Genomic DNA, 24,808 nt, shown 5'->3' on the forward strand with positions numbered 1-24,808 from the left:
CGCCCGATCGCTACTCCGGAAACTCCAGATGTCCCCTGAACACGGCTTGCCCTATTCCCCCCTTTTCGGTCGCCTGTCGTGGGATTCGGTTCCCATGCTGCACGACCCCATCGTCATGGCGGCGTTCGTCGGCACCGCCGTCGCCGGCATCGCGCTGTTCGCGGTGATCACCAAGTACCGCCTGTGGGGTACGTTGTGGAAGGACTGGTTCACCAGCATCGACCACAAGAAGATCGGCATCATGTACATGGTGCTGGGCCTGGTGATGCTGCTGCGCGGTTTCGCCGACGCGCTGATGATGCGCCTGCAGCAGGCCATGGCCTTCGGTGACAACCTCGGCTATCTGCCACCGCACCACTACGACCAGATCTTTACCGCCCACGGCGTGATCATGATCTTCTTCGTGGCGATGCCGCTGGTGACCGGGTTGATGAACTACCTGGTGCCGCTGCAGATCGGCGCGCGCGACGTGGCCTTCCCGTTCCTCAACAACTTCTCGTTCTGGATGACCACCGCCGGCGCGATGCTGGTGATGCTGTCGCTGTTCCTGGGCGAGTTCGCGGCGACCGGCTGGCTGGCCTACCCGCCGCTGTCGGGCATCGGCTTCAGCCCCGGCGTAGGCGTGGATTACTACCTGTGGGCATTGCAGATCGCAGGCGTCGGCACATTGCTGTCCGGCGTGAACCTGCTGGTGACCATCATCAAGATGCGTGCGCCGGGCATGGACATGATGAAGATGCCGGTGTTCACCTGGACCTCGCTGTGCACCAACGTGCTGATCGTGGTGTCGTTCCCGGTGCTGACCGCCGTACTCGGCCTGCTGACGCTCGACCGCTACCTGGGCACCAACTTCTTTACGTCCGACCTTGGCGGCAACGCCATGATGTACGTGAACCTGATCTGGATCTGGGGCCACCCGGAGGTCTACATCCTGATCCTGCCGTTGTTCGGCGTGTTCTCCGAGATCGTGTCGACCTATTCGGGCAAGCGCCTGTTCGGTTACTCGTCGATGGTCTACGCCACGGTCTGCATCACGGTGCTGTCGTACCTGGTGTGGCTGCACCACTTCTTCACCATGGGCTCGGGTGCCAGCGTCAACTCGTTCTTCGGCATCACCACGATGATCATCTCGATCCCGACGGGCGCGAAGATCTTCAACTGGCTGTTCACCATGTACCGCGGCCGCATCCGTTTCGAGGTGCCGATGCTGTGGACGATCGGCTTCATGGTGACCTTCGTGGTGGGCGGCATGACCGGCGTGCTGCTGGCGGTGCCGCCGGCCGACTTCGTGCTGCACAACTCGCTGTTCCTGGTCGCGCACTTCCACAACGTGATCATCGGTGGCGTGGTGTTCGGACTGTTCGCGGCGATGACCCACTGGTTCCCGAAGGCGTTCGGCTTCAAGCTCGACGACTTCTGGGGGAAGATGTCGTTCTGGTTCTGGCTGTCGGGTTACTGGGTCGCGTTCACCCCGATCTACATCCTCGGCCTGATGGGCGTGACCCGTCGCCTGAGCCATTTCGAGGATCCGTCCTACCAGATCTGGTTCCAGATCGCGCTGGTCGGTGCGGTGCTCATCGCGATCGGCATCGCCTGCTTCCTGATCTGCATCTACGTCAGCTTCCGCAAGCGCGAACAGCTGCGCGACGTCACCGGCGATCCGTGGGATGGACGTACGCTGGAATGGTCGACCTCGTCGCCGCCGCCGGACTACAACTTCGCGTTCACCCCGGTGGTGCACGACAACGACGCCTGGACCGACATGAAGGCGCGCGGCTTCAAGCGCCCGACCACCGGTTTCACCGCGATCCACATGCCGAAGAACACCCCGGCAGGCGTGGTGCTGTCGCTGCTGGCCACGATCTGCGGGTTCGGGCTCATCTGGCACGTGTGGTGGCTGGTGGGGGTGAGCTTCCTGGCCGTGGTCGCCTACGCGATCTGGCACAGCTTCAACTACGACCGTGATTTCCATATCCCCGCCGACGAGGTCGCGGCGACCGAGCTTGCCCGCACCGAACAACTGAAGAACGTCCATGTCTGAAACGATCGCCATGACCCGTGAGGACGGCTCGCCCGTGTTCCTCGATACCGGTGCCAGGCACCACCCCGAGAACGGGACGCTGCTGGGCTTCTGGATCTACCTTCTCAGCGACCTGATGATCTTCGGCGCCCTGTTCGCCACCTACGGCGTGCTCGGCCGCTCGTACGCGGCGGGCCCGTCGGGTGCGGACCTGTTCGACCTGAGACTGATCGCGGCCAATACGGCGATCCTGCTGGTGTCGTCGATCACCTACGGCTTCGCGATGATCGCGATGCAGCGCCGGCAGTCGAAGACGGTGATCGGCTGGCTGGCCGCCACGGGCGTCCTCGGCCTCGCGTTCCTGGCCATCGAGATCTACGAGTTCTGGCACCTGATCTCGCTTGGCGCCGGCCCGCAGCGCAGCGCGTTCCTGTCCGCGTTCTTCGCCCTCGTCGGCACCCACGGCATCCACGTGCTGTTCGGCGTGATCTGGCTGGTGGTGCTGTGCGTGCAGGTGCGCAAGCACGGGCTGACCCGCGCCAACACCCGCCGCATCGCCTGCCTGTCGCTGTTCTGGCATTTCCTCGACGTCGTGTGGATCGGCGTCTTCACCTTCGTCTACCTGATGGGAGTCCTGCCATGAGTGGCAAGAGCGGACACGCCGGAAGCGACCACGGCACCCTGGACCCGCCCGAGAACCACCTCGAGGACGGCATTCCCCACGTCACCGCCAGGGAGTACCTCACCGGCTTCGTGCTGGCGGTCATCCTCACCGCGATTCCATTCTGGCTGGTGATGGGCGACGTTCTGCAGAACACCACCATCACCACGCTGGTGCTGCTCGGCTTCGCCGCGGTGCAGGTGGTCGTGCACATGATCTACTTCCTGCACATGAATCCGAAGTCCGAAGGCGGCTGGAACCTGCTGGCGCTGATCTTCACGCTGGTGCTGCTGGTGATCGTGCTCGCCGGCTCGCTGTGGGTCATGCACCACCTCAACACCAACATGATGCCGGGCCCGCACGACATGGAAGAGATGCTGCGGAACCTGCAATGAGCCCGGCCCCGGCCGCCAATGCCGCACCCGCGCGGCCGCGGCGGCCGGTGCTTCGCTTCGTCTTCGCCGCCGCGCTTGCGGCGGCTTTCGTCTGCTTCGTCGCGCTGGGCACCTGGCAGCTGCAGCGCATGGCCTGGAAGGACGCGCTGATCGCCCGCGTCGAGGCCCGGGTGCACGCCGAACCGGTCGACCCGCCCACGCGAGCGCGCTGGGATGCGATCACGGCAGAGAACGACGAGTACCGCCGCGTGCGCGTGCGTGGCGAGTGGCTGGACGTCGCGCCGGCACGCACGCAGGCGGTGACCGGGATCGGTGCCGGCTGGTGGCTGCTGTCGCCACTGCAGACAGCATCCGGCGACGTCGTGCTGGTCAACCGCGGCTTCGTGCCGGCGGGCACGGATGTGGCCGCGCCGGCGCCAGGGCCTGCGGAGGTTGTGGGACTGCTCCGCCTGCCCGAGGTGGGCGGGGGTTTCCTCCGCGACAACGACCCCGCCGCGGATCGCTGGCATTCGCGCGACGTCGCCGCCATCGCCGCCACACGGGGATTGCCGGCGGACCGGGTCGCGCCCTACTTCATCGATGCCGATCACGATCCGGCCCGCGCCGGCTGGCCGCGCGGCGGCCTCACCGTGGTGAAGTTCCGCGACCACCACCTGCAGTACGCGCTCACCTGGTTCGCGATGGCGCTGCTGACGCTGGTGGCCGGCGCCTGCCTGTTCGTGCTGGAACGCCGTTTCCGGCACCATCGCGGACAGTCTTCCGAGGAGCCTTCCGATGTCCGACCGCGCACGGGCCGGTGACGCGGTCGCGGACCTTCTGCCCACCGGCCTGACCGGCACCCCCGACCACGCCGGGCTGCGCAGCATGCAGCAGCTGATCCAGCTGCGATGGATCGCCACCGTCGGCCAGGTGGCGGCGATCCTCGTCGTGCATTTCGGATACGGCATCCGGCTGCCGCTGCAGGCGATGTTCGCCGTGCTCGGCGTGCTGGTGGTATTCAACCTGTTGAGTCTTGCGTGGTGGCATGGCCGCAGCCGGATCACCGGCCTCGCGCTGCTGGTGGCGCTGCTGGTGGACGTGGCCTCGCTGACCGCGCAGCTGCATCTCAGCGGCGGCCTCAGCAATCCGTTCCTGTTCCTGTACCTGCTTCAGGTGGCGCTGGGCGCGGTGCTGCTGCGCTCGCCCTATACCTGGCTGGTGGCCGCGGCGACCGCGCTCGGCGTGGTGCTGCTGGTCATGTTCCCCGGGCCCACCCAGGTGCCGGTCGATCCCGCCGACGGCCTCGCCGATCCCTATGTACAGGGCCTGCTGGTGTGCTTCGGGCTGATGGCGGCGCTGCTGGTGGTGTTCGTCGCGCGTATCGAGCGCATCCTGCGCGAGCGCGCGGCACGCCTGGCCGCCCTGCGCCAGCGCGCGGCGGAAGAAGAGCACATCGTGCGCATGGGGCTGCTGGCAAGCGGTGCCGCGCACGAGCTCGGCACGCCGCTGTCGACCCTTGCGGTGATCCTGCGTGACTGGCAGCACCTGCCGCTGTTCGCCTCGGAGCCGGAACTGCGCGAGGACGTCGCGGAGATGGAAGCGCAGGTACTGCGCTGCAAGGCGATCGTCACCAATATCCTGCTGGCGGCCGGAGAGATGCGCGGCGAGGCGCCACGCGAGACCACCCTGCACGCGTTCCTCGACGGCATGGCCGGGGAATGGCAGCGCTCGCGGCCGGTGCGCAGCTTCGAATACCACAACCGCTGCGAGCAGGATCCGCCGCTGGTCTCCGAGCCCGGCCTGCGGCAGATGGTCTTCAACGTGCTCGACAACGCGCTGGAAGCGTCGCCGGACCACGTCGCGCTCGACGTGGCCTGCGTCGGCAACGAACTGGTGATCGAAGTGGCCGATTCCGGCAGCGGATTCGACCCCGCGATCCTCGAGCGCCTGGGCACGCCCTACAACTCCAGCAAGGGTGAACCGGGCCGCGGGCTGGGTCTGTTCCTGTCGGTCAACGTGGCCCGTACACTCGGTGGGCGGCTGTCCGCCCGCAATCGCCCGATGGGCGGCGCCGTGGTGACGATGGTGCTGCCGCTGTCGGCGCTGGCCCTCGAGGAGCAGGACACCGATGACGAATGAATCCACCCGCAGGCTGCTGATCGTCGAGGACGACGCCGCCTTCGCGCGCACGCTTGCGCGGTCCTTCCAGCGCCGCGGCTATACGGTGCGTTCCGCCGCCAGCCTGGACGACGTGCCCGCGGCGCTGCATGAGTTCGCGCCCACCCATGCGGTGGTCGACCTCAAGCTTGCCAACGGCAGTTCCGGGCTCGCCTGCGTGCAGGCATTGCACGCGCACGATGCGGACATGCTGATCGTGGTGCTGACCGGTTATGCCAGCATCGCCACTGCGGTGGAGGCGATCAAGCTCGGCGCCTGCCACTACCTGGCCAAGCCGTCGAACACCGACGACATCGAAGCGGCCTTCGATCGGGCGCAGGGCACCGTGGACGTGGAACTGACCGCGCGCACGTCGTCGATCAAGACGCTGGAGTGGGAACACATCCACCAGACCCTGGCCGAAACCAACTTCAACATCTCCGAGGCCGCGCGCCGATTGGGGCTGCACCGCCGCACGCTGGCGCGCAAGCTGGAGAAGCAGCGGGTGAAGTGAGAGTGGTGGCAGGTCGGGACGCTGACCCTCTCCCGCGTGCGGGGCGCAGCTTCGCAGGATTGCCGGTCTGGCGGGCCAGGCCGCCGATGGGTGACAGCCAGGGGTGGGCGCGCATCCAGGATGCTTCGACATCTGGGCCCTTCTCCCGCGTGCGGGTGAAGGTGGCCCGAAGGGCCGGATGAGGGCATCCGTCGCGTCAGGTTACACCGCTGAAATCACGCAGAACCTCCACCGGCACACCCACCCGCCTGCACGCGCGTGGTGCCACGCCATCGGGCAACGCCATGCGGAACAGCGGTGCCGCGGCCCGCAGTGCACTGGCGCACGCGCGGTGGCGCGCCCGCTGGAGCGGCCCGATCTCCAGCAGCGCCTCCGCCCACGGCGGCAGCAACGCGGCACCCGCACCGAGGAACAGTTCGCGCGAGAGCGTCGCCCCCGGCACCGGCAGGCGCACGTCGCGCAGCACCGCCAGCACTTCGCGCGAGCGTGCGTCGTAGCGCAACTCCGGCCGCACGCGCGCGAAATAGGCGGCGACGCGGGCAGCATCGGCCGGCACATCGCACGCACCCAGCGCCTCCGCCACGCGGCGCGTCTCATCGTAGTACCGATCCCCGAAGCCGGCAGGACCCGGCAGGCCGGCGTACGCATTGAAGCCCTGCAGGAAGGCGTACGCCTCGGTCACATGCACCCAGGTCAGCAGTTCCGGATCGTCGGCCGCGTACGCCACGCCATCGGCGGTCTCGCCTCGCACGCGGGTGTGGATGGCGGTGACGCGGCGGATCAGGCGTTGCGCCTGCTCCGTGCCGGCGAAGGTGGTGCCGGCGACGAACGCGGTCGTGCGCCGCAGCCGCCCGACCAGGTCACCGCGGAAATCCGAATGGTCCCAGACGCCTGCCAACGCCCGCGGGTGCAGGGCCTGCAGCATCAGCGCGCACAGGCCACCGGCCAGCATGCCCGGGAAGTCCGCATGCACGCGCCACGTCACCGATTGCGGGCCGAACAGCCCGGGATCGCCCGGTGGATGGTCGTAATCGATGCCGCTTTCCCCGCGCGGGAACACGCCCAGCACCCAGCGGCGGATGGCGGCGGCTGCCGGTGTGGCGAACGGGAGTGCGGGACGCTGCATGGCTGCATCGTATCGGCAGCGCTCGACCGTCGGCGGACTGGCGCCTGACCGGCTGCGCGCTGGAGTCCGGCCCCGGACGCGAAAAACCCCGGCTTTCGCCAGGGTTCCGTTCCAAAAACACCACTCAAGCTGTTGTTTTTGGTGGGCGGTACAGGGTTCGAACCTGTGACCCCTACCATGTCAAGGTAGTGCTCTACCGCTGAGCTAACCGCCCGATGCCTCGCCATCCGGCAAGGCCGCGAATTCTAGCCCGCGCCAGCGCAGCCGGCAAGCGGAATCGTCATCGCGCGGCGGCGGCTCCTCCCAGCGTGGCTTCCTTCAGTCGCCTGATCTGGTCGCGCACCTGCGCCGCGTCCTCGAACTCCAGGTCACGCGCATGCTGGTACATCTTCTGCTCGAGCTCGCGCAGCTTTGCCGCCGCCTGCGAGGCATCCAGGCGCGCGTAATCCTCGCCCTGCTCGGCCACCTTGCGACCTCGGCCCCGCCCCTTTTTCTCCAGCGCGGAATCGGCGCGCGCGCCCTCCATGACGTCCATGATCGCGCGCTGCACCGACTTCGGGGTAATGCCATGCGCCTCGTTGTACTCGACCTGCTTCTGGCGACGGCGGTCGGTTTCGTCCAGCGCCGCCTGCATCGAGCGGGTCACCGAATCGGCATACAGGATCGCTTTGCCGCGCAGGTTGCGCGCGGCACGGCCGATGGTCTGGATCAGCGAGCCGGCCGAACGCAGGAAGCCTTCCTTGTCGGCATCGAGGATCGCCACCAGCGACACCTCGGGCATGTCCAGGCCCTCGCGCAGCAGGTTGATGCCCACCAGCACGTCGAACTGGCCCAGCCGCAGGTCACGGATGATCTCCACGCGCTCGACGGTGTCGATGTCGGAGTGCAGGTAGCGCACGCGCACGCCGTGCTCGGCGAGGTACTCGGTGAGGTTCTCGGCCATCCGCTTGGTGAGCGTGGTGATCAGCACGCGGTCACCCATCGCCACGCGCAGGTGGATCTCGCCGAGCACGTCGTCGACCTGGGTCGCGACCGGGCGGATCTCCACCTCCGGATCGATCAGCCCGGTCGGGCGCACCACCAGTTCGACCACCTCGCCTTCGGACTTCTCCAGTTCGTACTTGCCGGGCGTGGCGGACACGAAGATCATCCGCGGCGCGCGCTCCTCCCATTCCTCGAAGCGCAAAGGCCGGTTGTCGAGTGCCGACGGCAGGCGGAAACCGAAGTCGACCAGCGTCTCCTTGCGCGCGCGGTCGCCGCGGTACATGCCACCGATCTGCGGCACGGTGACGTGCGATTCGTCGAGTACCAGCAGCGCATCGGGCGGCAGGTAGTCGAACAGCGTCGGCGGCGGCTCGCCCGGGCCACGGCGGGTCATGTGTCGCGAGTAGTTCTCGATGCCGTTGCAGTAGCCGACCTCGGCCATCATCTCGAGGTCGAACTGGGTGCGCTGCGCCAGCCGTTGCGCCTCCACCAGCTTGTTCTGCGCGTACAGCTCTTCCAAGCGCTCCTTGAGTTCGACCTTGATCGACTCGACCGCGGTCAGCACGCTCTCGCGCGTGCTGGCGTAGTGGGTCTTCGGGTACACGGTGAAGCGCGGGATCTTCCGCTGCACCTCGCCGGTCAGCGGATCGAACAGGCTGAGGTTCTCGATCTCGCCGTCGAACAGCTCGATGCGCAGCGCCTCCATCTCCGATTCCGCCGGATGCACATCGATCACCTCGCCGCGCACGCGGTAACTGCCGCGACGCAGCTCGGTGTCGTTGCGGGTGTACTGCAGCTCGGTGAGATGGCGGATCAACGCGCGCTGCTCAATGCGCTCGCCGCGCGCCAGGATCAGCCGCAGCTTGAGGTAGTCCTCCGGGTCGCCGAGGCCGTAGATCGCCGACACCGTGGCCACGATCAACGCGTCCGGGCGCGAGAGCAGCGCCTTGGTCGCCGAGAGCCGCATCTGCTCGATGTGCTCGTTGATCGAACTGTCCTTCTCGATGAAGGTGTCCGACGACGGCACATAGGCCTCGGGCTGGTAGTAATCGTAATAGCTGACGAAGTACTCGACCGCGTTGTGCGGGAAAAACGACTTGAATTCGCCGTAGAGCTGCGCGGCCAAGGTCTTGTTCGGCGCCATCACCAGCGTCGGCTTCTGCACCGCCTGGATCACGTTGGCGATCGTGTAGGTCTTGCCGGAGCCGGTCACGCCCAGCAGCGTCTGCCGCGCCAGCCCCGACTGGAAGCCATCGATCAGGCGCGCAATCGCCTGCGGCTGATCGCCGGCCGGCGAGTACGGGGACACCAGCTTGAAGGGTTCGCGACTCTGGCTCATCGGGGGGACCGGCGGAAAGCACCCAGTTTAGACCCGCGCCCCGCGAGGGTGCATGACCGGCCACGGAACGCGATGGGAGGCGCAGGCCATGCTGACCGGATAAGGACCACTCTTTACGTTCGAGCCCGAGGCGCAATGCCTCGACCCTTCTCCCGCAAGCGGGAGAAGGTGGCCCGAAGGGCCGGATGAGGGCATTTCCTACAGCCCGTCCTTCCCACTGCCGATAGCCCGGCCCTGCCGCCTCGCCCCATCCTTCCGCCCTCGACATGCGGCACGGAGGCCGGTGCGATGAAGCGCAGCAATGCGGGCGCCACCCTGATCGAAATAATGACCGTGCTGACGGTCCTCGCCGTCTTCCTGAGCGTCGGTCTGCCGGCCTTCAGCGACACCCTGACCCAGCTGCGCGTGCAGACCGCCATGCACCGTATCAGCGCCGATCTGGCGGCGGCCCGCAGCATCGCCATCGCGCGCCGCAGCCAGTTGGTGGTCTGCCCACGCAGCGCCGACCATCGTTGCCGTGACGACTCCGACTGGACCCTGGGCTGGATGTTCTTCCTCGACCCCGACGGCAACCGGCAACCGGATGCCATGGCGGACATCCTCGGCAGCCGCGAGGCCATGCCGCGCGGCGTGACCGTCACCGCCACCCGCCTTTACCTGCGCTACCAGCACGACGGCCGCAGCGCGCACAGCAACCAGACCGTGCGGCTCTGCGCAGGCGAGCAACTGGCGGGCACCGTCGTCGTCAACAACCTCGGTCGCGTGCGCAGTGCGCGGCCGCAACAGCCGACCGACTGCCCACGCTGAGAACGCGAACGAGGAACACCCCGGCCCCATCTTCGGATGGGCGCACAGCCCGGCTACCTGGACCCGAAAAAGCAGAAGGCCACGGAGATCCGCGGCCTTCTGCATCATCTGGCGCCCGAAGTTGGACTCGAACCAACGACCCCCTGATTAACAGTCAAGTGCTCTAACCGGCTGAGCTATTCGGGCGGGGACGCGTATTGTAGTGGCTCCATCATCCCGGTCAAGCGAGCCGGGCGGCCCATGAGGGGATGCGCTAGGGCACCAGCGTCCCGAACTGGCATTCGTCCACCGTACCTGCCGAATGTGATTTCACTCCGGCCTGGTTGATGCGGAGGATGCCGCAACGATCGGATGCCTGCGGCCCACCGGGAACCGGCGTGGCGACCAGCCGGAAGGCGTTCTGGCTCTGGTCGGACAGCGCGATTCCGTAGAACGCCGTTCCCTGGCGCGGCGACTGCGTCGGCGCGGTGAACCCGACGTAGGTGTTGTTGACCGTGTGGAAGCGTTCAGCCAGCTGCGCGTACTCGACCAGATCCGCCTTGGCCTGGCCACGACGCGATTTGCGCACCTGCTCCTGGTAGGACGGATACGCGATGGCGGCGAGGATGGCGATGACTGCGACCACCACCATCAGCTCGATCAGCGTGAAGCCCCGTTGCGGTCGGCGCGGATGTCCAAGGCGTCGACCTGTGATCGAACGGATCATTGGATCTGCCTCCAGGACTGCCGACCGCACGGATAGGGAAGGTAAAGAGGGTCCACCAGCCCTGCGACCGTTACCGTCATCCAGCAGCCCGCTGCCGGCGGATTCGGTGGGAGGCCAGGCGCTGTTGGATCGGGAACCGGAGGCGACAGCCGCGGGAGCACGTTGACGCCCACGTCCTTGACCGGCGCGGTGCCCCGGGTGTTGAGTGAAACGGACGCCGTGCCCTCGGGCGGCGACGCTCCGTCCGGTGCGCCCCAACGGGCTGCCGACAGACCTGCGGCACCGCTCCGTGCGTTCAGGCCGAACAGCCAGTTCAGACCCGCGGTCGCACAACCGGTCCCACCCGCGTTCGGCACGTAGGTCGGCATGAACACCACACCCGACGCGATTCGCGGATTACCCACGAAACGCTCTCCCGTGGGGAGATCGACGTACCAGCCCCTCGACGCTAATGGCGTGGCCACCACGTCCAAGGAGCGATCGCTGGCAACCGTTTGCCCGACGAGATGGCTACGGGTCAGCGTGGAGGTGGCTGGACCGTTGACGGGATCGTTGACGGCGTAGAGCGACTGCATGGACGTGTCGGTTGGGTCGCCATTGAAGGAGAAGCTCCCCGTGCCGAAATACAGCATCACGCCGCCGCCCGGGCCGGTGGCCGCCGTCATTCCACCGGTGATTGGTTGTCTGTACACCACTCCCCCCTCGGTGTGCTCGCGCGTGGTAAAGACGGGGGTTGTCAGGGTGCTGTTGGTCGTATCCAGCAGGTCGAACTTCCAGATGGCTCCCTTCTGGTCAGCGGCGTAGACCGTGTCGGCAAAGCCATCACGCACCCAGTCGCCGGGGGAGGCGCCCTTGCGATCCAGGACGACGATGTTGCCCAGCCCGTTGACCCCGGGGGGCGCGCCGGACTCCACTGCCTCGATCATCCGGACCGGCGAGGTACCGCTCAGATCCGCAATGAAGAGTACGGCCCGCCCATTCTTGCTGTTGTAGCCATTTCCGAAGATGGCGTACCACCTCACGTTGGTCCCGATCTTGACCGGAACCACGACCGGGCGACCGAGCACGAAGCCGATGTTGTCCCGCACCGTTTGCGGCAGCGAGGTGTTGAGATCGCTGATCTCCCACAGCCGGCTGGATGCGCCGAAACTACCGGGGCTGGAAACGTCGAGCGCGAATACGCTGCGGCCGCCCGCGCCCGAGGTGGCAACCAATGCAGTCCTCCAGTCCGAACTGGCGTTGCAGGAGGTGCCGCAGATGTCCGATACCGTGACCGGGCCATCCACGTAGTAGCGGTGGTCGAACTTCTGGTCGGCGCCGTTGGCCGGGTTGTAGGGGAAAAGCAGGTTCCCCATGTGTCCGAGCGCGGTCGTCGGTATATAGGCGAACTCCTGCCGCCCGCCATTCGAAGTCACGGTGCCGTCCGCACTCATCCCGCCGTTGAACGCATGCAGCATCCCGTCGTTGGCGCCCACGTACACCATGTAGCCGCGCGAGGACTTGTTCTGGAGATAGCTGGCGTAACTGGTGCCGATGGCACCGCCCAGGGACCGATAGCCGTAATCGTCCCTCGGCGAGCTCACCACGGGGTTTGAATTGACGATGTCACCCAGCAAAGTGGTGCGATCACGAAGGAATCCGCCATTCTGTTCTTCGAGGGTGACGTCGCCCATGAGGTACCTGACGGCGCTGCCCGCGTCCGCACCCAGCGCCGTCAGTTCCGTGTCGCTGCAGCGCGACATGCCCGGATAGAGCTCGTTCGACTTGGTGCACAGGTCGGAAAGATTCAGATTCCCGGCGTTGAACTGGTGAACCGTTGCACCACGGCCGAAGTAGGTCTGGCTGGAACGGATGGCATGGCCGGGGAAGCGCGTGCTTGCCTCCCACGCGAACTGCTGGACGATGGCATTCGATCCGGTGCTCATCGACAGGCGCGTGGCGCTCAGCTTGCCGGACCAGTCGGTTCCTTCGTTGAGTGCTTCGTACTCGGGAGTCACGGACAGCGAGCCAGTGCCGACCCGGGCCCCGGTCAACGCCAAGGTGCCCGACGGCGAGGAACCCGCGGCCACCGTCAGCAGGATCCGCCGCATGGCCGCGGTGATTGCTGCCGGCGTGGTCGCATTGATCATTTCGCCACGGCTGTTGAGGGTCGCATGCCACATCTCATCCACAGCGTTGGGATGCATGTCCTGAGGCGCCACCCAGCCGGGGTGGACGGTGAACGGATCCGGCGAGACCACCCACGGCATCTCCGGATCGGGAAGGTACGTCACCCCGTACATCCGCCCCAATGTCCCCAGGGTAATGCCATAGAAATTCATGTGGAGATTGCGCTGGCAATCCAGGCGGGGATCCGGCGAGGGGCCGGCACAGGCAGCTGGAACCGGCACGGCGTTCGCCTCGATATCCGGTCGCAGGCTCTGCGAGTAGTACGGCACCACGATATCGGCCATCGTGTTCGAAAAATTGTCGGCGAACGGCGGGCCCATGCCCCCGTCCGCGTTGTCATAATCGGTGGGGCTGTTACCTTCCTCGTTGATGTAGCCGTCGGTGAAGAGCATGCCCGCATTCCGCTGGCACGACAGCTGCACGGGCGCGTTCGAACCCGTCCGCTTGAACTGTTCGCCGAGGTGACGCACCGCACGTCGATTGGGCGTGGAACCACTGGCCCGCAACGCGTAGATGTCGTTGAACAGAGCCTGCCTCTGGGTCAGGTTGCTCATGTCACGCATCGTGACATTGCTGCGATCATTGATGCGGAACCAGCCAACGCTCATGTTGTTGACCGCGACGAGGGAATTCGTCAAACCCGAGATCAATGCTTCCCGACGCGTACGGTAGAAGGTGAACCAGTTCGCGAAGTTCTGTATCGCAGCATCGTATTGAGCCGGGGAGGCATAGTTCTCCGGCCTGATCTCGTAGCGGTACAGGGTGGTGTTCGGCGGACCTCCGACCGGATTCACGATCTGCAGAGGGGTCGCGGTGTAGCCGGGCGAAGTCGAACTCGTCAGGTAGTAAGTGGCGGGGAAATAGCTGAACCCAACCAGGCAGTTCTGCGAAGCGGTGATGTCTTGAGTATGCGTGTTCCAACCTCCGCCCCTATGCAGATTGCCACAGTCATTCCCACCCGAAAACCGCGTCCCTGCGGGAATGAGCATGTCCTGGCGTACAGTGAAGCGCCAGTCACCGTCGTCTCTCTCCAGGTCCTGTGTGAGGTCGATCGTATGGTTCAGCTTGTTATTGCTACCGGCGGGGCGAGGATCCACCGGCGCATTGGTGGGATCGACTACCAAGTAGTCGCTGCCGTCGGCCCGCTTCCAAGGTACGTAATTGACTGCTGGATTGAAGTACGCCGGATTGAATTCGTGCGAACGGGCAAACCCGAAGTTGGGGACGGGAGGGATGCGATTCTGCTGGTTGTTCCTGCCGGGGTAGGCAAACACCATCAGGAAGTTTGTGGTGTTATTGAGGCCTTCCCCATAACCGAAGGCCGTCCCGTTCGCACGATAGAAGCGGCGCTGACCGCCACTGGTTTCCCGTGCCCACGTAAACGTTCCGTCCCGCGTGTTGTTGAGCGTCTCCCAATTCATCGAACCCGAATCGTCGAGCGCCATGATGAAGGACGGCGGGATCTGCACCTGGGTGTTCATCGGCGCCTGCGCCAGGGCCGCACCAGGGCGTGCCTGCGCGCCGAACACCGAATGCATCAGCCAGCCACCTCCGCCGAGCGCGGCCATCAATCCCGCGACTGCCAAGGTCTTTGCCGGAAGCCTCATCATCCTATCCTCAGAGCTTGAACACGGTGTCGAGCGCAGCAGCGGTCGTTGGCGCGGGCGCGCCGGTCTGGTTCGGCAGGTCGGTTTCGTACCCGCTGATCTGGTACATCATGATTGGACTGCTTTCGCCGAGTGGACCCACGCCCATGGCGATGGTGCTTTCGCCGACCACACACTCGTCGATCTTGCGTACGTTGACGACCGGCGCCTCCGCGAGGGTTCTGGCGCCCACCCACACACCGGAGTCGTGGCCGTCATCGCAGCGATATGAAATCGTCACGGCGGAAAGTCTGTCGGTGCAGCTGTGCGGCCTGCGGTTCTCGAGATCCTCGATGTTGCATTCCACGTTCCGTACAAGACCTTCCACGCGCTGGAAGGCCTGGTTCACGGCGTTGTAGTTCGCGGCCATCCGCTCCTGCATGCCCGCAACCTGCATCGCCACCAGGCCGATCAGCGCCAGCAGGATGAGCATGATCAGTGCGATGTAGAGCACCGCGCCCCGCTGTTGCCGGAGGGAGGGTGGACGGCGCGACAGAGTCGATCTGGACATGGTCAGTTACCGAAAAGTCGGTTGCGTAGCGCGATGGTGGTTTCGTAGCTCGCGCGGAAGCGGCCGTCGCTGGTGGCCGGCGGCGCGAAAATGGTTCCCAGCACCCGCGGGTGACTGGAGGCGTCGGCGATCTCCGGCGCGGCGGCGCGCTGTGGGCTCCGCATCAGCAGGCCGACCTGGACGAGGCCGACGCGACGCCATTCGTTGGCGCGCGCCGCATCGTTGCCGGCACTGGCAAGCAGCGTGGTGGCCGTGTTCTGGGTGGTGATGTTGCCGACCGGCGGGGTCGTCGCACCGAGCTGGGGGGTGGCGTCCTGCCCGAATAGGAGCTGCAGGCTTTCCACTCCTTCGACGAGTTCCTCGGGCGTTCCATACCCGCCCGTCGAGTTCGCACGTGCACGATGGAGCGCCGGTTCCCCGACGGCGTTGAGCCCGACGTAATAGACGATCGAGTTGGCGCGGTACAGCAGCGTCTGCCCGGACGGATGGGCGGTATAGCGCCCGACGAGAGCCGTCGTCGGCGAAACGAGCGCGCTGCTTACGCTGACCTGGCCACTGCTGCCGGTGCCGGGAAAGACGGACGCATGCGAGCAGTCGGCTACGCCGTACAGGGTCGGCGCGGTCACCCCCTCCTCGGTCAGCCCCAGCCAACCGGCGGCGGGGAAGTTCAGTACCTCCGCACCCGCGCTGCCGGTGATCCCGGTGACAGGGGTGCCACGGCCACCGAAGTAGCGCAGGACCAGCACGTCGCTGCCGGCAACCGGCGCCAGATCCGAAATCGCTGTCGGAAGGGCGGGATTCCACCCACTGCTGGCACCCCCTATCGTGACCGTCTGTCCCGGCGCCGTGCCCGTGGCCTCGTAGCCCTGCACCGAGACCGAGAAGTTCAGAGGGTGGGTCAGGGCAAGGCCGGTGCCCAGGTGGACCTGCAATCCCTCCGTCGGGTCCTTCACCCAGTGCGCCTGGTCGTTGACGCAACCGAAATGCCCGCCGAGGCGGATGTCGCGTTGCAGGAAATCGAGCGCGAAGCGACCGTTTTCCTGCACGCGCGACATGCCCTCGGAAAGCTGGTAGGCGGTGCGCGACGCACTGAAGACCTGCACGAGCCCGAGCACGAGCAGGCTGCCGATCAGCAGCGCGATCAGCAACTCGATCAGCGATACACCCTTGGCTGCATAGGTTCGCGTCACAGTACGGTCCCCACCTGGAAGGTCGTGGTGGACGGGCCCAGCTCGAGCCGCTCGCCCCAGCTCAACGTCACCACCACGTCCCGGTTGTTGTAGGTCACGGTTGCCCGTGCCTGGTCCCCCAGCGCCGCGAACACCTGGCATTGCCAGCGCGCGACGTTCTGTTCGATGGTCACCGTGCCCACGGCACGGCCGCAGGTCCTCGAGGTCACCTCTCCCGGCTCGAAACTGGCCCCTGCCGGGCCTGCGTACCACGCCGCGGCGTAGTGGTTGGAACGCATCTGGTCGAGCAGGTCGTAAGCCAGGTTGGTGGCCTGCGTCCGGTAGTTCGCACTCTGGGTGTAGCGCAGGTTCAAGGTCTGCAGCAGCGCGAACCCGAGCAGCCCCAGGGCCAGGATCACCAAGGCGATGAGGACCTCGAGGAGGCTGAAACCACCGGCATGGCGATGGTTCGCGCGGCGGACGATGCCGTACCGGTTCATGCGCAGTTCTCCTTGGTCACGCGCGGCGTCCCCGATGGGCCCAGTACGAGCTTGCGCACCAGCAACTGCCCTGTGCTGCAGGACGTCGGCTTGAACTCGATGGTCCGTTCGCTGGCATCGTCGTTGCGCAGGCGACCGCGCTGGTCGAAGCGGATGGTTTTCGCCTGCGGGTTGCCCGCGGGGGAGGTGCCGGTGAATGACAGCTTCGAATTGGCCTGGGAGAAACGGACCACGCGCTCGCCGGAGTCCAGTTGCCCGTCGCCATCGGTGTCGATCCAGACCAGCCAGCCGTCCGACCATTCACCATCACAAGCTGTCCCGGCGCGGCTTGTGCAGATCGCCGCGCCGTTCGGGTTGCGCATGGCCTCGGAGCGCGCGAGGGAGATGCTCGCCTGCAGCTCGTTGGTGGCGGTGGCCACGCGGTTCGAGCGCATGGTCGACTCGAAGCTCGGAAACGCGATGGCGGCGAGGATCGCCACGATGGCCACGGTGACCATCAGCTCCACCAGCGTGAAACCCCTGTTGCGCATTGCGCGCTCCCCTTGCCCGCATGGGGCCCCGGGGTAGCCTAGCCGTCCGACTGGCCGCCGCAAGTCGGGTGGGGACGAGCGGTCGGAATGGGGGGATGGGCGTCCGGGAGCAGCTGTCCGAGGCAGCCTGTTGGCTCACGCACGCATCGGCCCGTCACTGCCTCCCGATGCCTGCCCTCACCCGCCCCTTCGGGGCACCCTCTCCCGCGCGCGGGAGAGGAGTTCAAGGCGTCAGACCACCACCTCGTAACACGGCCGGTACTGCCCGGAGATCTTCATCCGGCGCTGCGCGACGAAGGCCTGCAGAAGCGCGTCGAGTGCCTGCATGAAGTCCGGGTCGCCGTGGATCTGGAACGGACCGAACTCCTCCACCCGGCGCATGCCGTCTTCCTTGACGTTGCCGGCCACGATGCCCGAGAACGCGCGACGCAGGTCGGCGGCGAGTTCGTGCGGCTTGCGGCCGCGGTGCAGGTTCAAGGACGCCATCGCCTCGTGCGTGGGCACGAACGGCTGCTGGAATTCCAGCGGAATCGTCATCGACCAGTTGAAGTAGAACGAGTCCTTCTGCTCGATGCGGTGTGAGCGCACGCGCTTGATGCCTGCGGCCATGCGGCGCGCAACGCGCGCGGGATCGGCCACGATGATCTCGTAGCGCGAGGTGGCCGCTTCGCCGAGCGTGAGGCGCAGGAACTGGTCGATCTGCTCGAAGTACGGCGCCGACGCCGTGGGCCCGGTGAGGATCAGCGGGAACGGCACTTCGGCGTTCTCCTCGCGCATCAGCAGCCCGAGGAGATAGAGGATCTCCTCGGCGGTGCCCACGCCACCGGGGAACACGATGATGCCGTGGCCAAGCCGGACGAACGACTCGAGGCGCTTCTCGATGTCCGGCATGATCACCAGGTGGTTCACGATCGGGTTGGGCGACTCCGCGGCGATGATGCCCGGCTCGGTGATGCCGATATAGCGTGACTCGGTGCGGCGCTGCTTGGCATGCGCCACGTTGGCGCCCTTCATCGGCGCCTTCATCGCGCCGGGGCCGCAGCCGGTGCAGATGTCCATGCCGCGCAGGCCCAGCTCGTAGCCGACCAGCTTGGCGTACTCGTATTCGTCGCGGTTGATCGAGTGGCCGCCCCAGCACACCACCAGGTTGGGGTCTGCCGGTTGCAGCAGGCGTGCGTTGCGCAGCAAGCCGAAGATCTCGTTGGTGATGCCTTCCGAATCCTGCTGCTCCACGGCGCAGTCATCGAACTCGATGGCGCGGTAGGCCAGGTCGCGCACCACCGCGAACAGCAGCTCGGCCACGCCGCGGATGACCTCGCCATCGACGAACGCCATCGCGGGTGCGTCGATGAGCTCGATGCGTACCCCGCGATCCTGCTGCAGGACCTGGATGTCGAAGCCCGGGTACAGCTCCTGCGCGGCGCGCGGATCGTCGCTTGCGCTGCCGCTGGTCAGCACCGCCAGCGCGCAGCGGCGCAACAGGTCATGCAGGCCGCCGCTGGAGGCGTCCTTCAACCGCGCGACCTCCTCGCGCGACAGCACGTCCAGGCTGCCGCTGGGGTAGATCCGCGCACTCACCACCGGCATCGTCGATGCCTCGATCCGCTGTTCCATCTGTCTCTTCTTCTATCTGTCGTCCGAGCCGGCGAACTGTAGCGCAGCCGTCCGGCCAAAAGGAAACGGCCGGGCAAGCCCGGCCGTTCCGTGGTGCGGTCCAGCAGTGGATCAGAAGCGGTAACGGTAGCTCAGCATCGCCGACCAGCGGCTGACGCCGGTGTTGCCCTTGTCGTTGTTGTTTTCCTGGATCGACGTGGTATCGCCGCCGGTGAAGTCATAGACGTACTTGCCGGTGGCCGGATCGATACCGGCGTAGTTCGCCACGCGCTGCGTCGAGAAGAACCCGTAGTCGTCGATCAGGCCCCAGTCGCTGTTGATCAGGTTGCCGATGTTGAAGATGTCCAGCGAGATCTCCGAGCTGTGGCCTTCCATGAAGCCCGGCAGTTCCTGGGCTACACGGAGGTCGAAGCTGTTGACCCAGCCCGAACGGAACGCATTCGCCGGGGCGGTACCGCCCTGGTAGCTCTTGACCTGCGGGTTCTGGTCGAGCCACTCGAAGAACGCCTGCTCCATCGCGGCACCACCGGTGAACAGCACGTCGCCAGGACCGTTGGGCACGTAGAACAGATCGTTGGTGCCCGCACCGTCGCCATTCACGTCGTTGTAGTACACCAGGCTGTACGGACGGCCCGAGCGGCCCTCGTAGAACATCGAGGCCTTGGTCTTGTAGTCACCGAAGAACGCGTGCTGCCACGACACGATCGCACTGAAGCGGTCCTTGATCGCGTAGCGCGAGTTGTAGCTCGTCGGATCGTTGGCCTGGAAGCTCAGCGTGTTGTTCCAGTTCGAGGTGTTCTGCGAGCTGGTCAGCGGGCTGACTTCGCGCGCATTGGTGTAGGTGTAGGCAAGCGACCAGTTCCAGTCGCTGTCGTTGAACGGCTTCTGCAGCGCGAAGGTGGCCTGCGAGCTGTAACCGCTGCTGGTATTGCGGCCGAGCAGCACGTCGCCGATGTCACCGGGGCGGTCTGCGCGGTTGCCCACGCCGTTGGAGCCGTTCTGGATGCTGCGGATGCCGGTGCGCGAGTCGACGTTGGCACGGGCCGGGTCGTAGCCCGCCGCGTTCCAGAACATCCGACGGCCGTCCGGACCAACGCGCGTCGGCGCGCCGATGTCGAGGCGCTCGAAATACACCGCGTCGTTGACCTTGGTGTAGAGGTACTCGGCCGAAGCGACGATGCCGTACCACGGCAGCTCGTGGTCGAACGCGAGGTTGGCCTTCCACGAAGACGGCTGGCGGAAGCCCGGCTCGAGGATGTCGACGTTGAGGCGGCCAGCCGCCGGGCCGGTCGTCGGCACGTACGGGTTATAGGCATCGATGCCCGGTGCAAGGATCGCACCCGGGTTGCGCAGGTCGTACTCGAGGTAGTTCGCACCGTTGTTCGAGTACACGCCCGACAGCCACACGTTGGGCGCCGCACCCTGGAACAGGCCGACGCCGCCACGCAGCTGGGTCGGACGATCGGTGTCGAAGGTGTAGTTGAAGCCGAACCGCGGCTGCAACAAGCTCTTGCCGGCGGTGACGGTGTTGTCATACCCGTACAGCTGGCTGATGCGCGGCTGGAACACCTGCTGCGCGCTCCAGCTCGGGCGGTCCCAGCGCAGGCCGTAGGTCAGCGTCAGGTTGTAGGTGGCCGCCCAGGTGTCCTGCACGAAGAAGCCGAGGTTCTGCGTCTTGTACTCGGCCGGGATGCTGCCCGGTGCGCTCGGCACGCGCAGCTGGTAGCTCGACGGGGTGCCGGCATTGAATGCTTCGATGCTCGGGAAGTCGTACACGCCGAACAGGTTGCGGCCGTAGAAGTTGAAGATGTCGTTGTATTCGTAGTCGGCACCGAACTTCAGGGTGTGGTCACCGGCATAGAAATAGCCCGCCAGCGACGCGCTCCACTGGCTGGTCTCGAGCACGTTGGTGTGCGAGTTCTGCTCGGTACCGAGATAGATCGAGTCATTGCCCTTGCGCACGCGGATCTGCGGCGCTTCGGCATACGGCGCGCGAACCGAGGTGTAGTCACGGTTGGACACACGGAACTCGGTGCTGAAGACGTCGGACCAGTCGCTGAAGAGCTCACCGGCCCAGCTGTCGAAGGTCTTGACCTGGTCGTACCAGAAGCTGTTGAGCGAGACCGACGAGTTGGTGATCTGCGGGAAGCGCGGCTGGGTCTGGTCGAAGTTGGAGTAGCGCAGCATCGCGCGGTGGTCTTCGTTGATGTTCCAGTCGAGCTTGAGCGCGTACTCCTCCATCTCGGTCCGGCTGGCGACCTCGTCGAACGAGCCGGCCGGCAGGCCGTAGCGGTTGGCGATCTGCTGCACCTGGGCGATGTCGGCCTCGGTGATGCGACCGGTCGCCAGCGGGGTGCCACCGGCGCTCACGCCAGGCGAGCTGCGGGTGTTCTTCTCGTAGTTGGCGAAGAAGAACAGACGATCGCGGATCAGGGGGCCACCGAAGGCAGCGCCGTAGGTCTTCTCGTCCTCGAAACCTTTGAACTCGACGTTGCGCAGGTTGCTGCGCACCCAGTCGCCGTCACGGTAGCTGCCGTAGACCTCACCCGAGAACTCGTTGGTACCCGACTTGGTCACCACGTTCACGATCGCGCCGGTACCGCCGGTGATGGTGGTGTCGTAGTTGGCCAGGTCGATGTTGATTTCCTGGATCGCCGCCATCGAGACCGGCTGGCGCTCGGTCGGCAGGTTGTTGGCCTCCAGGCCGAACGGGTCGCTCACCGACAGGCCGTCGATGCGGATCACGTTGTAGCGGGTGTTCTGGCCGCCGGCCGAGATCGCGCCATCGGCCTTGGAGACCTGCGAGATGCGCGGGTCGAGGCGGATGTAGTCCTGGATGTTGTGGGTGGCCGACGGCAGCGCCTCGATCACTTCGCGCGTCACGTTGGAGCCGGTGCCCATCTTGGTCGCGCTGAACACGTCGACGCCCGCACCGGCGGTGCCATAGGCGACCACGGTGCCCAGGGTCGCCACGTCACCGCTGAGCTGCGCGTTGACCTGGTTGACCTGGTTGAGGTTGAGGTAGACGTTGTCTTCGGTCTTGGTGCCCTCGCCCGCCTTGTTGATGGTGATCGTGTACGGACCACCCACGCGCAGGCCGCGTGCGTTGTAACGACCGCTGGCGTCGGTCGTGGCACGGCTGACGGTGCCCGACTCGGTGTGGACGATGGTCACTTCCGCGCCGATGACCGGCTGCCCGTTCGGGCCGAGCACCTGACCGCCGACACCGGCGGACGTGCTCTGTGCAAAAGCGGGCGCTGCGGCGAGCGCAACGATCAGACCGAGCGACAACCGGGACAGGCGGACGCGGTGCTTGGAACTCATGGTGTGGGCCTCGAGGGTGCGTTGGGAACGGAGCGGAGGTGTGGCTGCGTGCAGCCGACAGGGGCGGATCGGCAGGACCGGTACAGCTGGCGGGATGTCCCCTGCAGTGCCGCGGGCCGACAGGCCGTAGGCGGTTAACAACAGATTAACATGCTAGTTGCGGCGTATGACAGTGCCGTTACCGGCGCCGCCGGAGCAAGTCGTTGAGCGCGCACGCTTTTGTTTCTGCGCAGCTGTCGAGGCAGGCTGGGGCCGTCATTCTTCGTTCACCCGGCAGGGCCGGCCACGCTGGTGAAGTAGCCGGCAATGCCGTCCAGCAACATCTGCACGGAGATCGCCACCAGCAGCATGCCCATCAGCCGCTCCAGCGCGGTCAGCGCGCGGATACCGAGCAGCTTGTACAGCCAGGTCGACGAAAACAGGATGGCCGCGGTCGCGCCCCAGGCGATCAGCAGCGCCAGGCTCCATTCGCCGAGGCGGTCGGGCTCGGTGCTGCCCATCAGCATCACCGCGGCCATGCCCGAGGGCCCGGCCACCAGCGGGATCGCCATCGGCACGATGAAGGGTTCGCCATCCGGGATCTCGCCCATCAGCCCCTGCGGGCTGGGGAAGATCATGCGGATGCCGATCAGGAACAGGATGATGCCGCCGGCAATCGAGACGGATTCCTGCCGCAGGCGCATCAGTTCCAGCGCGTACTTGCCGCCCCACAGAAACAGCATCAGTACCGCCAGGGCGATGAGCATCTCGCGGGCCAGCACGATCCGCTGCCGATGCGGCGGCAGGCGCCGCAGCATGCTGAGAAACACCGGGATATTGCCCAGTGGATCGAGGATCAGGAACAGCAGCAGCGCCGCCGACGCCACCGTCATCGCGGCGGGCTCCACACGCTGCCGCGATGTGATGCGCCCGCGGCCGACAGCAGCTCGACGCAGTACGGCGCGCAGTCGGCCGGATCACGGGCGAGGTGCTCTCCGTCGACATAGGCGCGTGCGCGCAGCGGCGTGCGCATCGGGCCGGGGCGCAGGCCGCTGACGCGCACGGGCCCGTTGGCGAGCTCGCGGTGGAGCATCTCCACCATCGCCTCCTGGCCACGCTGGGCGATGCCGTAGCCGCCCCAGAACGCCTGGCTGCTGCTCTCGACGTCGTCCATCACGAACACCACCGCGCTGTCTTCCGCCTGCCGCAGCAGTGGCACGCAGGCCTGGGTGAGCCACCAGCGCGCAGTGAGGTTGACGTGCACCGCGCGCGCGAACGCCGCCGGGTCGGCATGGTCGAGCGGGGTCAGGCCGCGGAACTCGGCGGCGCAGTGCAGTACGCCATCCAGGCGCCCCCAGGCGTCGGCGACACGCGAGGCGAGCTCGGCATAGTCATCGGGGCCGGCGCCCTCCATGTCCAACGGATACAGCGCAGCGTCGCCGCCAGCGGCGGCAATCGCATCGTGGACGCGGTTGAGCCGCGGCACCTTGCGGCCCAGCAGCACGACGCGGGCGCCGGCGTCAGCACACGCGCGCGCCGCCGCGGCACCGAGCCCGCCGGACGCGCCGGTCACCAGGATCACGCGATCGCGCAGCGGCAACGCCTGCGGCAGGGGCAACGCAATGGGGCCGCTCACGCGTTGCGTACCTCGGCCACCATGCGCGCCAGCTCGCCCGACTCGTGCAGCTCGACGGTGATGTCGCAGCCGCCGATCAGCTCGCCGTGGATGAAGAGCTGCGGAAAGGTCGGCCAGTTGGAGTAGCGCGGCAGGTTGGCGCGCACTTCCGGATCCTCGAGCACATTGACCACATGCAGTTGCCCGTCCTCCAGGCCGGCGGCGCGCAGGCTGTCGATGGCCTGGCTGGAGAAACCGCACATCGGGTATTCCGGGGTGCCCTTCATGAAGAGCACGATGGGATGCGCCTCGATTGCGGACTGGATGCGCTGCATCACCGACATGGACAGGCTCCTGCGTCGCCTGCGCCGCGCGCGATCGCGGCGGCCGGTGGCGGGGCGTGGATTAGAGAGCGTGGATTAGAATCCGCCCATTGTAAGCGCTCACGCCCACCGAGCAGCCACGGCCACCCCGGATGCCCATCGAACTCCCCGCCCTGCCCTACGCCCACAACGCGCTCGAGCCGCACCTGTCCGGGGAGACCGTCGACCAGCACCATGGCCATCAACGCGCCGACATCGAACGCGTCAACGCACTGGTCCTCGGCACCGCGCTGGAGGACGCCACGCTCGAGGACATCGTGCGGCGCGCGCAGGGGCGGCTGTTCGAACATGCGGCGCAGGCCTGGAATACCGACTTCTACTGGCGCGGCATGGCGCCTGCGGCTGCGGGTGCCAGCCAGCCGCGCGGGCCGCTGGCCGCCGCGATCGATGCGTCCTTCGGCAGCGTCGATGCATTGCGGCAGCAGTTCGACGCTGCTGCCCTGCGTGGCTTCGGTGCCGGCTGGGCGTGGCTGGTGCAGCGGCGCGACGGGCGCCTCGGGATCGCCGCCACGCCCAACGCGGCGACGCCCCTCACCGGCCCGGACCGCCCGCTGCTGGCCTGCTGCCTGTGGCAGCACGCCTATTACCTCGACTACCGCGACCAGCGCGAACGCTACCTCGCCGCGTGGTGGCAGCTGGTCAACTGGAGTGCGGTGGGATCACGGCTGACGGGAAGCTAG

21 protein-coding genes and 2 tRNA genes are annotated in these 24,808 nt (G+C 66.5%); 8 read left to right on the top strand and 15 right to left on the bottom strand.

Going from position 1 to position 24,808, the window contains the following annotated elements:
• Positions 1–28: 28 nt before the first annotated feature.
• The 6 genes from cyoB to ERL55_RS10795 are packed head-to-tail and all read left to right on the top strand — an operon-like array spanning position 29 to position 5,726.
• Entirely contained in the window at positions 29–2,041 is a 2,013-nt protein-coding gene (cyoB, locus tag ERL55_RS10770; RefSeq protein ID WP_129136422.1) for a cytochrome o ubiquinol oxidase subunit I, read from the top strand.
• Positions 2,034–2,663: a cytochrome o ubiquinol oxidase subunit III gene (cyoC, locus tag ERL55_RS10775; RefSeq protein WP_129136423.1), complete on the top strand. Its 630-nt coding sequence runs from the start codon at positions 2,034–2,036 to the stop codon at positions 2,661–2,663. Before cyoB ends, cyoC begins: the two co-directional genes overlap by 8 nt.
• Complete coding sequence (gene cyoD / locus ERL55_RS10780; RefSeq protein WP_129136424.1) at positions 2,660–3,076, top strand: cytochrome o ubiquinol oxidase subunit IV; 417 nt, start codon at positions 2,660–2,662, stop codon at positions 3,074–3,076. The genes cyoC and cyoD overlap by 4 nt, the downstream gene beginning before the upstream one ends.
• Complete coding sequence (locus ERL55_RS10785) at positions 3,073–3,876, top strand: SURF1 family protein (protein ID WP_129136425.1); 804 nt, start codon at positions 3,073–3,075, stop codon at positions 3,874–3,876. The genes cyoD and ERL55_RS10785 overlap by 4 nt, the downstream gene beginning before the upstream one ends.
• Positions 3,851–5,194 carry an ATP-binding protein gene (locus ERL55_RS10790; RefSeq protein WP_129136426.1) on the top strand — a complete coding sequence of 448 codons (1,344 nt, stop codon included), beginning with the start codon at positions 3,851–3,853 and terminating at the stop codon, positions 5,192–5,194. Before ERL55_RS10785 ends, ERL55_RS10790 begins: the two co-directional genes overlap by 26 nt.
• Positions 5,184–5,726, top strand: coding sequence for a response regulator transcription factor (locus ERL55_RS10795; protein WP_129136427.1), 543 nt, complete (start codon positions 5,184–5,186; stop codon positions 5,724–5,726). The genes ERL55_RS10790 and ERL55_RS10795 overlap by 11 nt, the downstream gene beginning before the upstream one ends.
• Before the next feature lie 196 nt (positions 5,727–5,922).
• Here the strand turns inward: ERL55_RS10795 and ERL55_RS10800 are convergent, their stop codons facing one another.
• The 3 genes from ERL55_RS10800 to uvrB form a co-directional block, all read right to left on the bottom strand.
• A complete protein-coding gene (locus tag ERL55_RS10800) occupies positions 5,923–6,852 on the bottom strand; it encodes an oxygenase MpaB family protein (RefSeq protein ID WP_129136428.1) in 930 nt (309 codons plus the stop codon).
• Positions 6,853–6,991: 139 nt separating this feature from the next.
• Positions 6,992–7,066: transfer RNA gene (locus ERL55_RS10805), tRNA-Val, on the bottom strand.
• 66 nt (positions 7,067–7,132) lie between these two features.
• On the bottom strand, positions 7,133–9,175 hold the full coding sequence (gene uvrB / locus ERL55_RS10810; protein ID WP_129136429.1) for an excinuclease ABC subunit UvrB: 2,043 nt from the start codon (positions 9,173–9,175) through the stop codon (positions 7,133–7,135).
• Positions 9,176–9,463: 288 nt separating this feature from the next.
• Between uvrB and ERL55_RS10815 the strand changes: the two genes are divergently transcribed.
• Positions 9,464–9,982 (top strand): GspH/FimT family pseudopilin, encoded by a 519-nt coding sequence (locus ERL55_RS10815; RefSeq protein WP_129136430.1) that lies wholly within the window; start codon positions 9,464–9,466, stop codon positions 9,980–9,982.
• A gap of 109 nt (positions 9,983–10,091) precedes the next feature.
• Here the strand turns inward: ERL55_RS10815 and ERL55_RS10820 are convergent.
• The 12 genes from ERL55_RS10820 to grxD form a co-directional block, all read right to left on the bottom strand.
• A tRNA-Asn gene (locus ERL55_RS10820) sits at positions 10,092–10,168 on the bottom strand.
• 67 nt (positions 10,169–10,235) lie between these two features.
• The gene (locus ERL55_RS10825) at positions 10,236–10,688 is read right to left on the bottom strand and encodes a type IV pilin protein (RefSeq protein ID WP_129136431.1); all 453 of its coding nucleotides are present in this window, start codon (positions 10,686–10,688) and stop codon (positions 10,236–10,238) included.
• Complete coding sequence (locus ERL55_RS10830) at positions 10,685–14,467, bottom strand: PilC/PilY family type IV pilus protein (protein ID WP_129136432.1); 3,783 nt, start codon at positions 14,465–14,467, stop codon at positions 10,685–10,687. The genes ERL55_RS10825 and ERL55_RS10830 overlap by 4 nt, the downstream gene beginning before the upstream one ends.
• A gap of 7 nt (positions 14,468–14,474) precedes the next feature.
• Entirely contained in the window at positions 14,475–15,014 is a 540-nt protein-coding gene (locus ERL55_RS10835) for a PilX N-terminal domain-containing pilus assembly protein (protein WP_129136433.1), read from the bottom strand.
• A 2-nt stretch (positions 15,015–15,016) separates the two neighbouring features.
• Entirely contained in the window at positions 15,017–16,204 is a 1,188-nt protein-coding gene (locus ERL55_RS10840; RefSeq protein ID WP_206733424.1) for a PilW family protein, read from the bottom strand.
• Positions 16,201–16,683: a type IV pilus modification protein PilV gene (pilV, locus tag ERL55_RS10845; RefSeq protein WP_129136435.1), complete on the bottom strand. Its 483-nt coding sequence runs from the start codon at positions 16,681–16,683 to the stop codon at positions 16,201–16,203. Before pilV ends, ERL55_RS10840 begins: the two co-directional genes overlap by 4 nt.
• Positions 16,680–17,213, bottom strand: coding sequence for a GspH/FimT family pseudopilin (locus tag ERL55_RS10850; protein WP_129136436.1), 534 nt, complete (start codon positions 17,211–17,213; stop codon positions 16,680–16,682). Before ERL55_RS10850 ends, pilV begins: the two co-directional genes overlap by 4 nt.
• Positions 17,214–17,444: 231 nt before the next feature.
• On the bottom strand, positions 17,445–18,827 hold the full coding sequence (gene ppnN, locus ERL55_RS10855; RefSeq protein ID WP_129136437.1) for a nucleotide 5'-monophosphate nucleosidase PpnN: 1,383 nt from the start codon (positions 18,825–18,827) through the stop codon (positions 17,445–17,447).
• 111 nt (positions 18,828–18,938) lie between these two features.
• Positions 18,939–22,151, bottom strand: a complete 3,213-nt coding sequence (locus ERL55_RS10860; protein WP_129136438.1) for a TonB-dependent receptor — start codon at positions 22,149–22,151, stop codon at positions 18,939–18,941.
• Between the two features lie 266 nt (positions 22,152–22,417).
• Positions 22,418–23,023, bottom strand: a complete 606-nt coding sequence (locus ERL55_RS10865) for a YhgN family NAAT transporter (RefSeq protein ID WP_129136439.1) — start codon at positions 23,021–23,023, stop codon at positions 22,418–22,420.
• On the bottom strand, positions 23,020–23,754 hold the full coding sequence (locus ERL55_RS10870; protein ID WP_241685890.1) for an SDR family NAD(P)-dependent oxidoreductase: 735 nt from the start codon (positions 23,752–23,754) through the stop codon (positions 23,020–23,022). The genes ERL55_RS10865 and ERL55_RS10870 overlap by 4 nt, the downstream gene beginning before the upstream one ends.
• Positions 23,755–23,762: 8 nt before the next feature.
• Positions 23,763–24,089: a Grx4 family monothiol glutaredoxin gene (gene grxD / locus ERL55_RS10875; RefSeq protein WP_129136440.1), complete on the bottom strand. Its 327-nt coding sequence runs from the start codon at positions 24,087–24,089 to the stop codon at positions 23,763–23,765.
• Positions 24,090–24,220: 131 nt separating this feature from the next.
• On the opposite strand from grxD, the gene ERL55_RS10880 reads away from it, so the two are divergent.
• The gene (locus ERL55_RS10880; protein WP_129136441.1) at positions 24,221–24,808 is read left to right on the top strand and encodes a Fe-Mn family superoxide dismutase; all 588 of its coding nucleotides are present in this window, start codon (positions 24,221–24,223) and stop codon (positions 24,806–24,808) included.

It is taken from the genome of Luteimonas sp. YGD11-2 (assembly GCF_004118975.1).
GTDB lineage: Bacteria > Pseudomonadota > Gammaproteobacteria > Xanthomonadales > Xanthomonadaceae > Luteimonas > Luteimonas muca.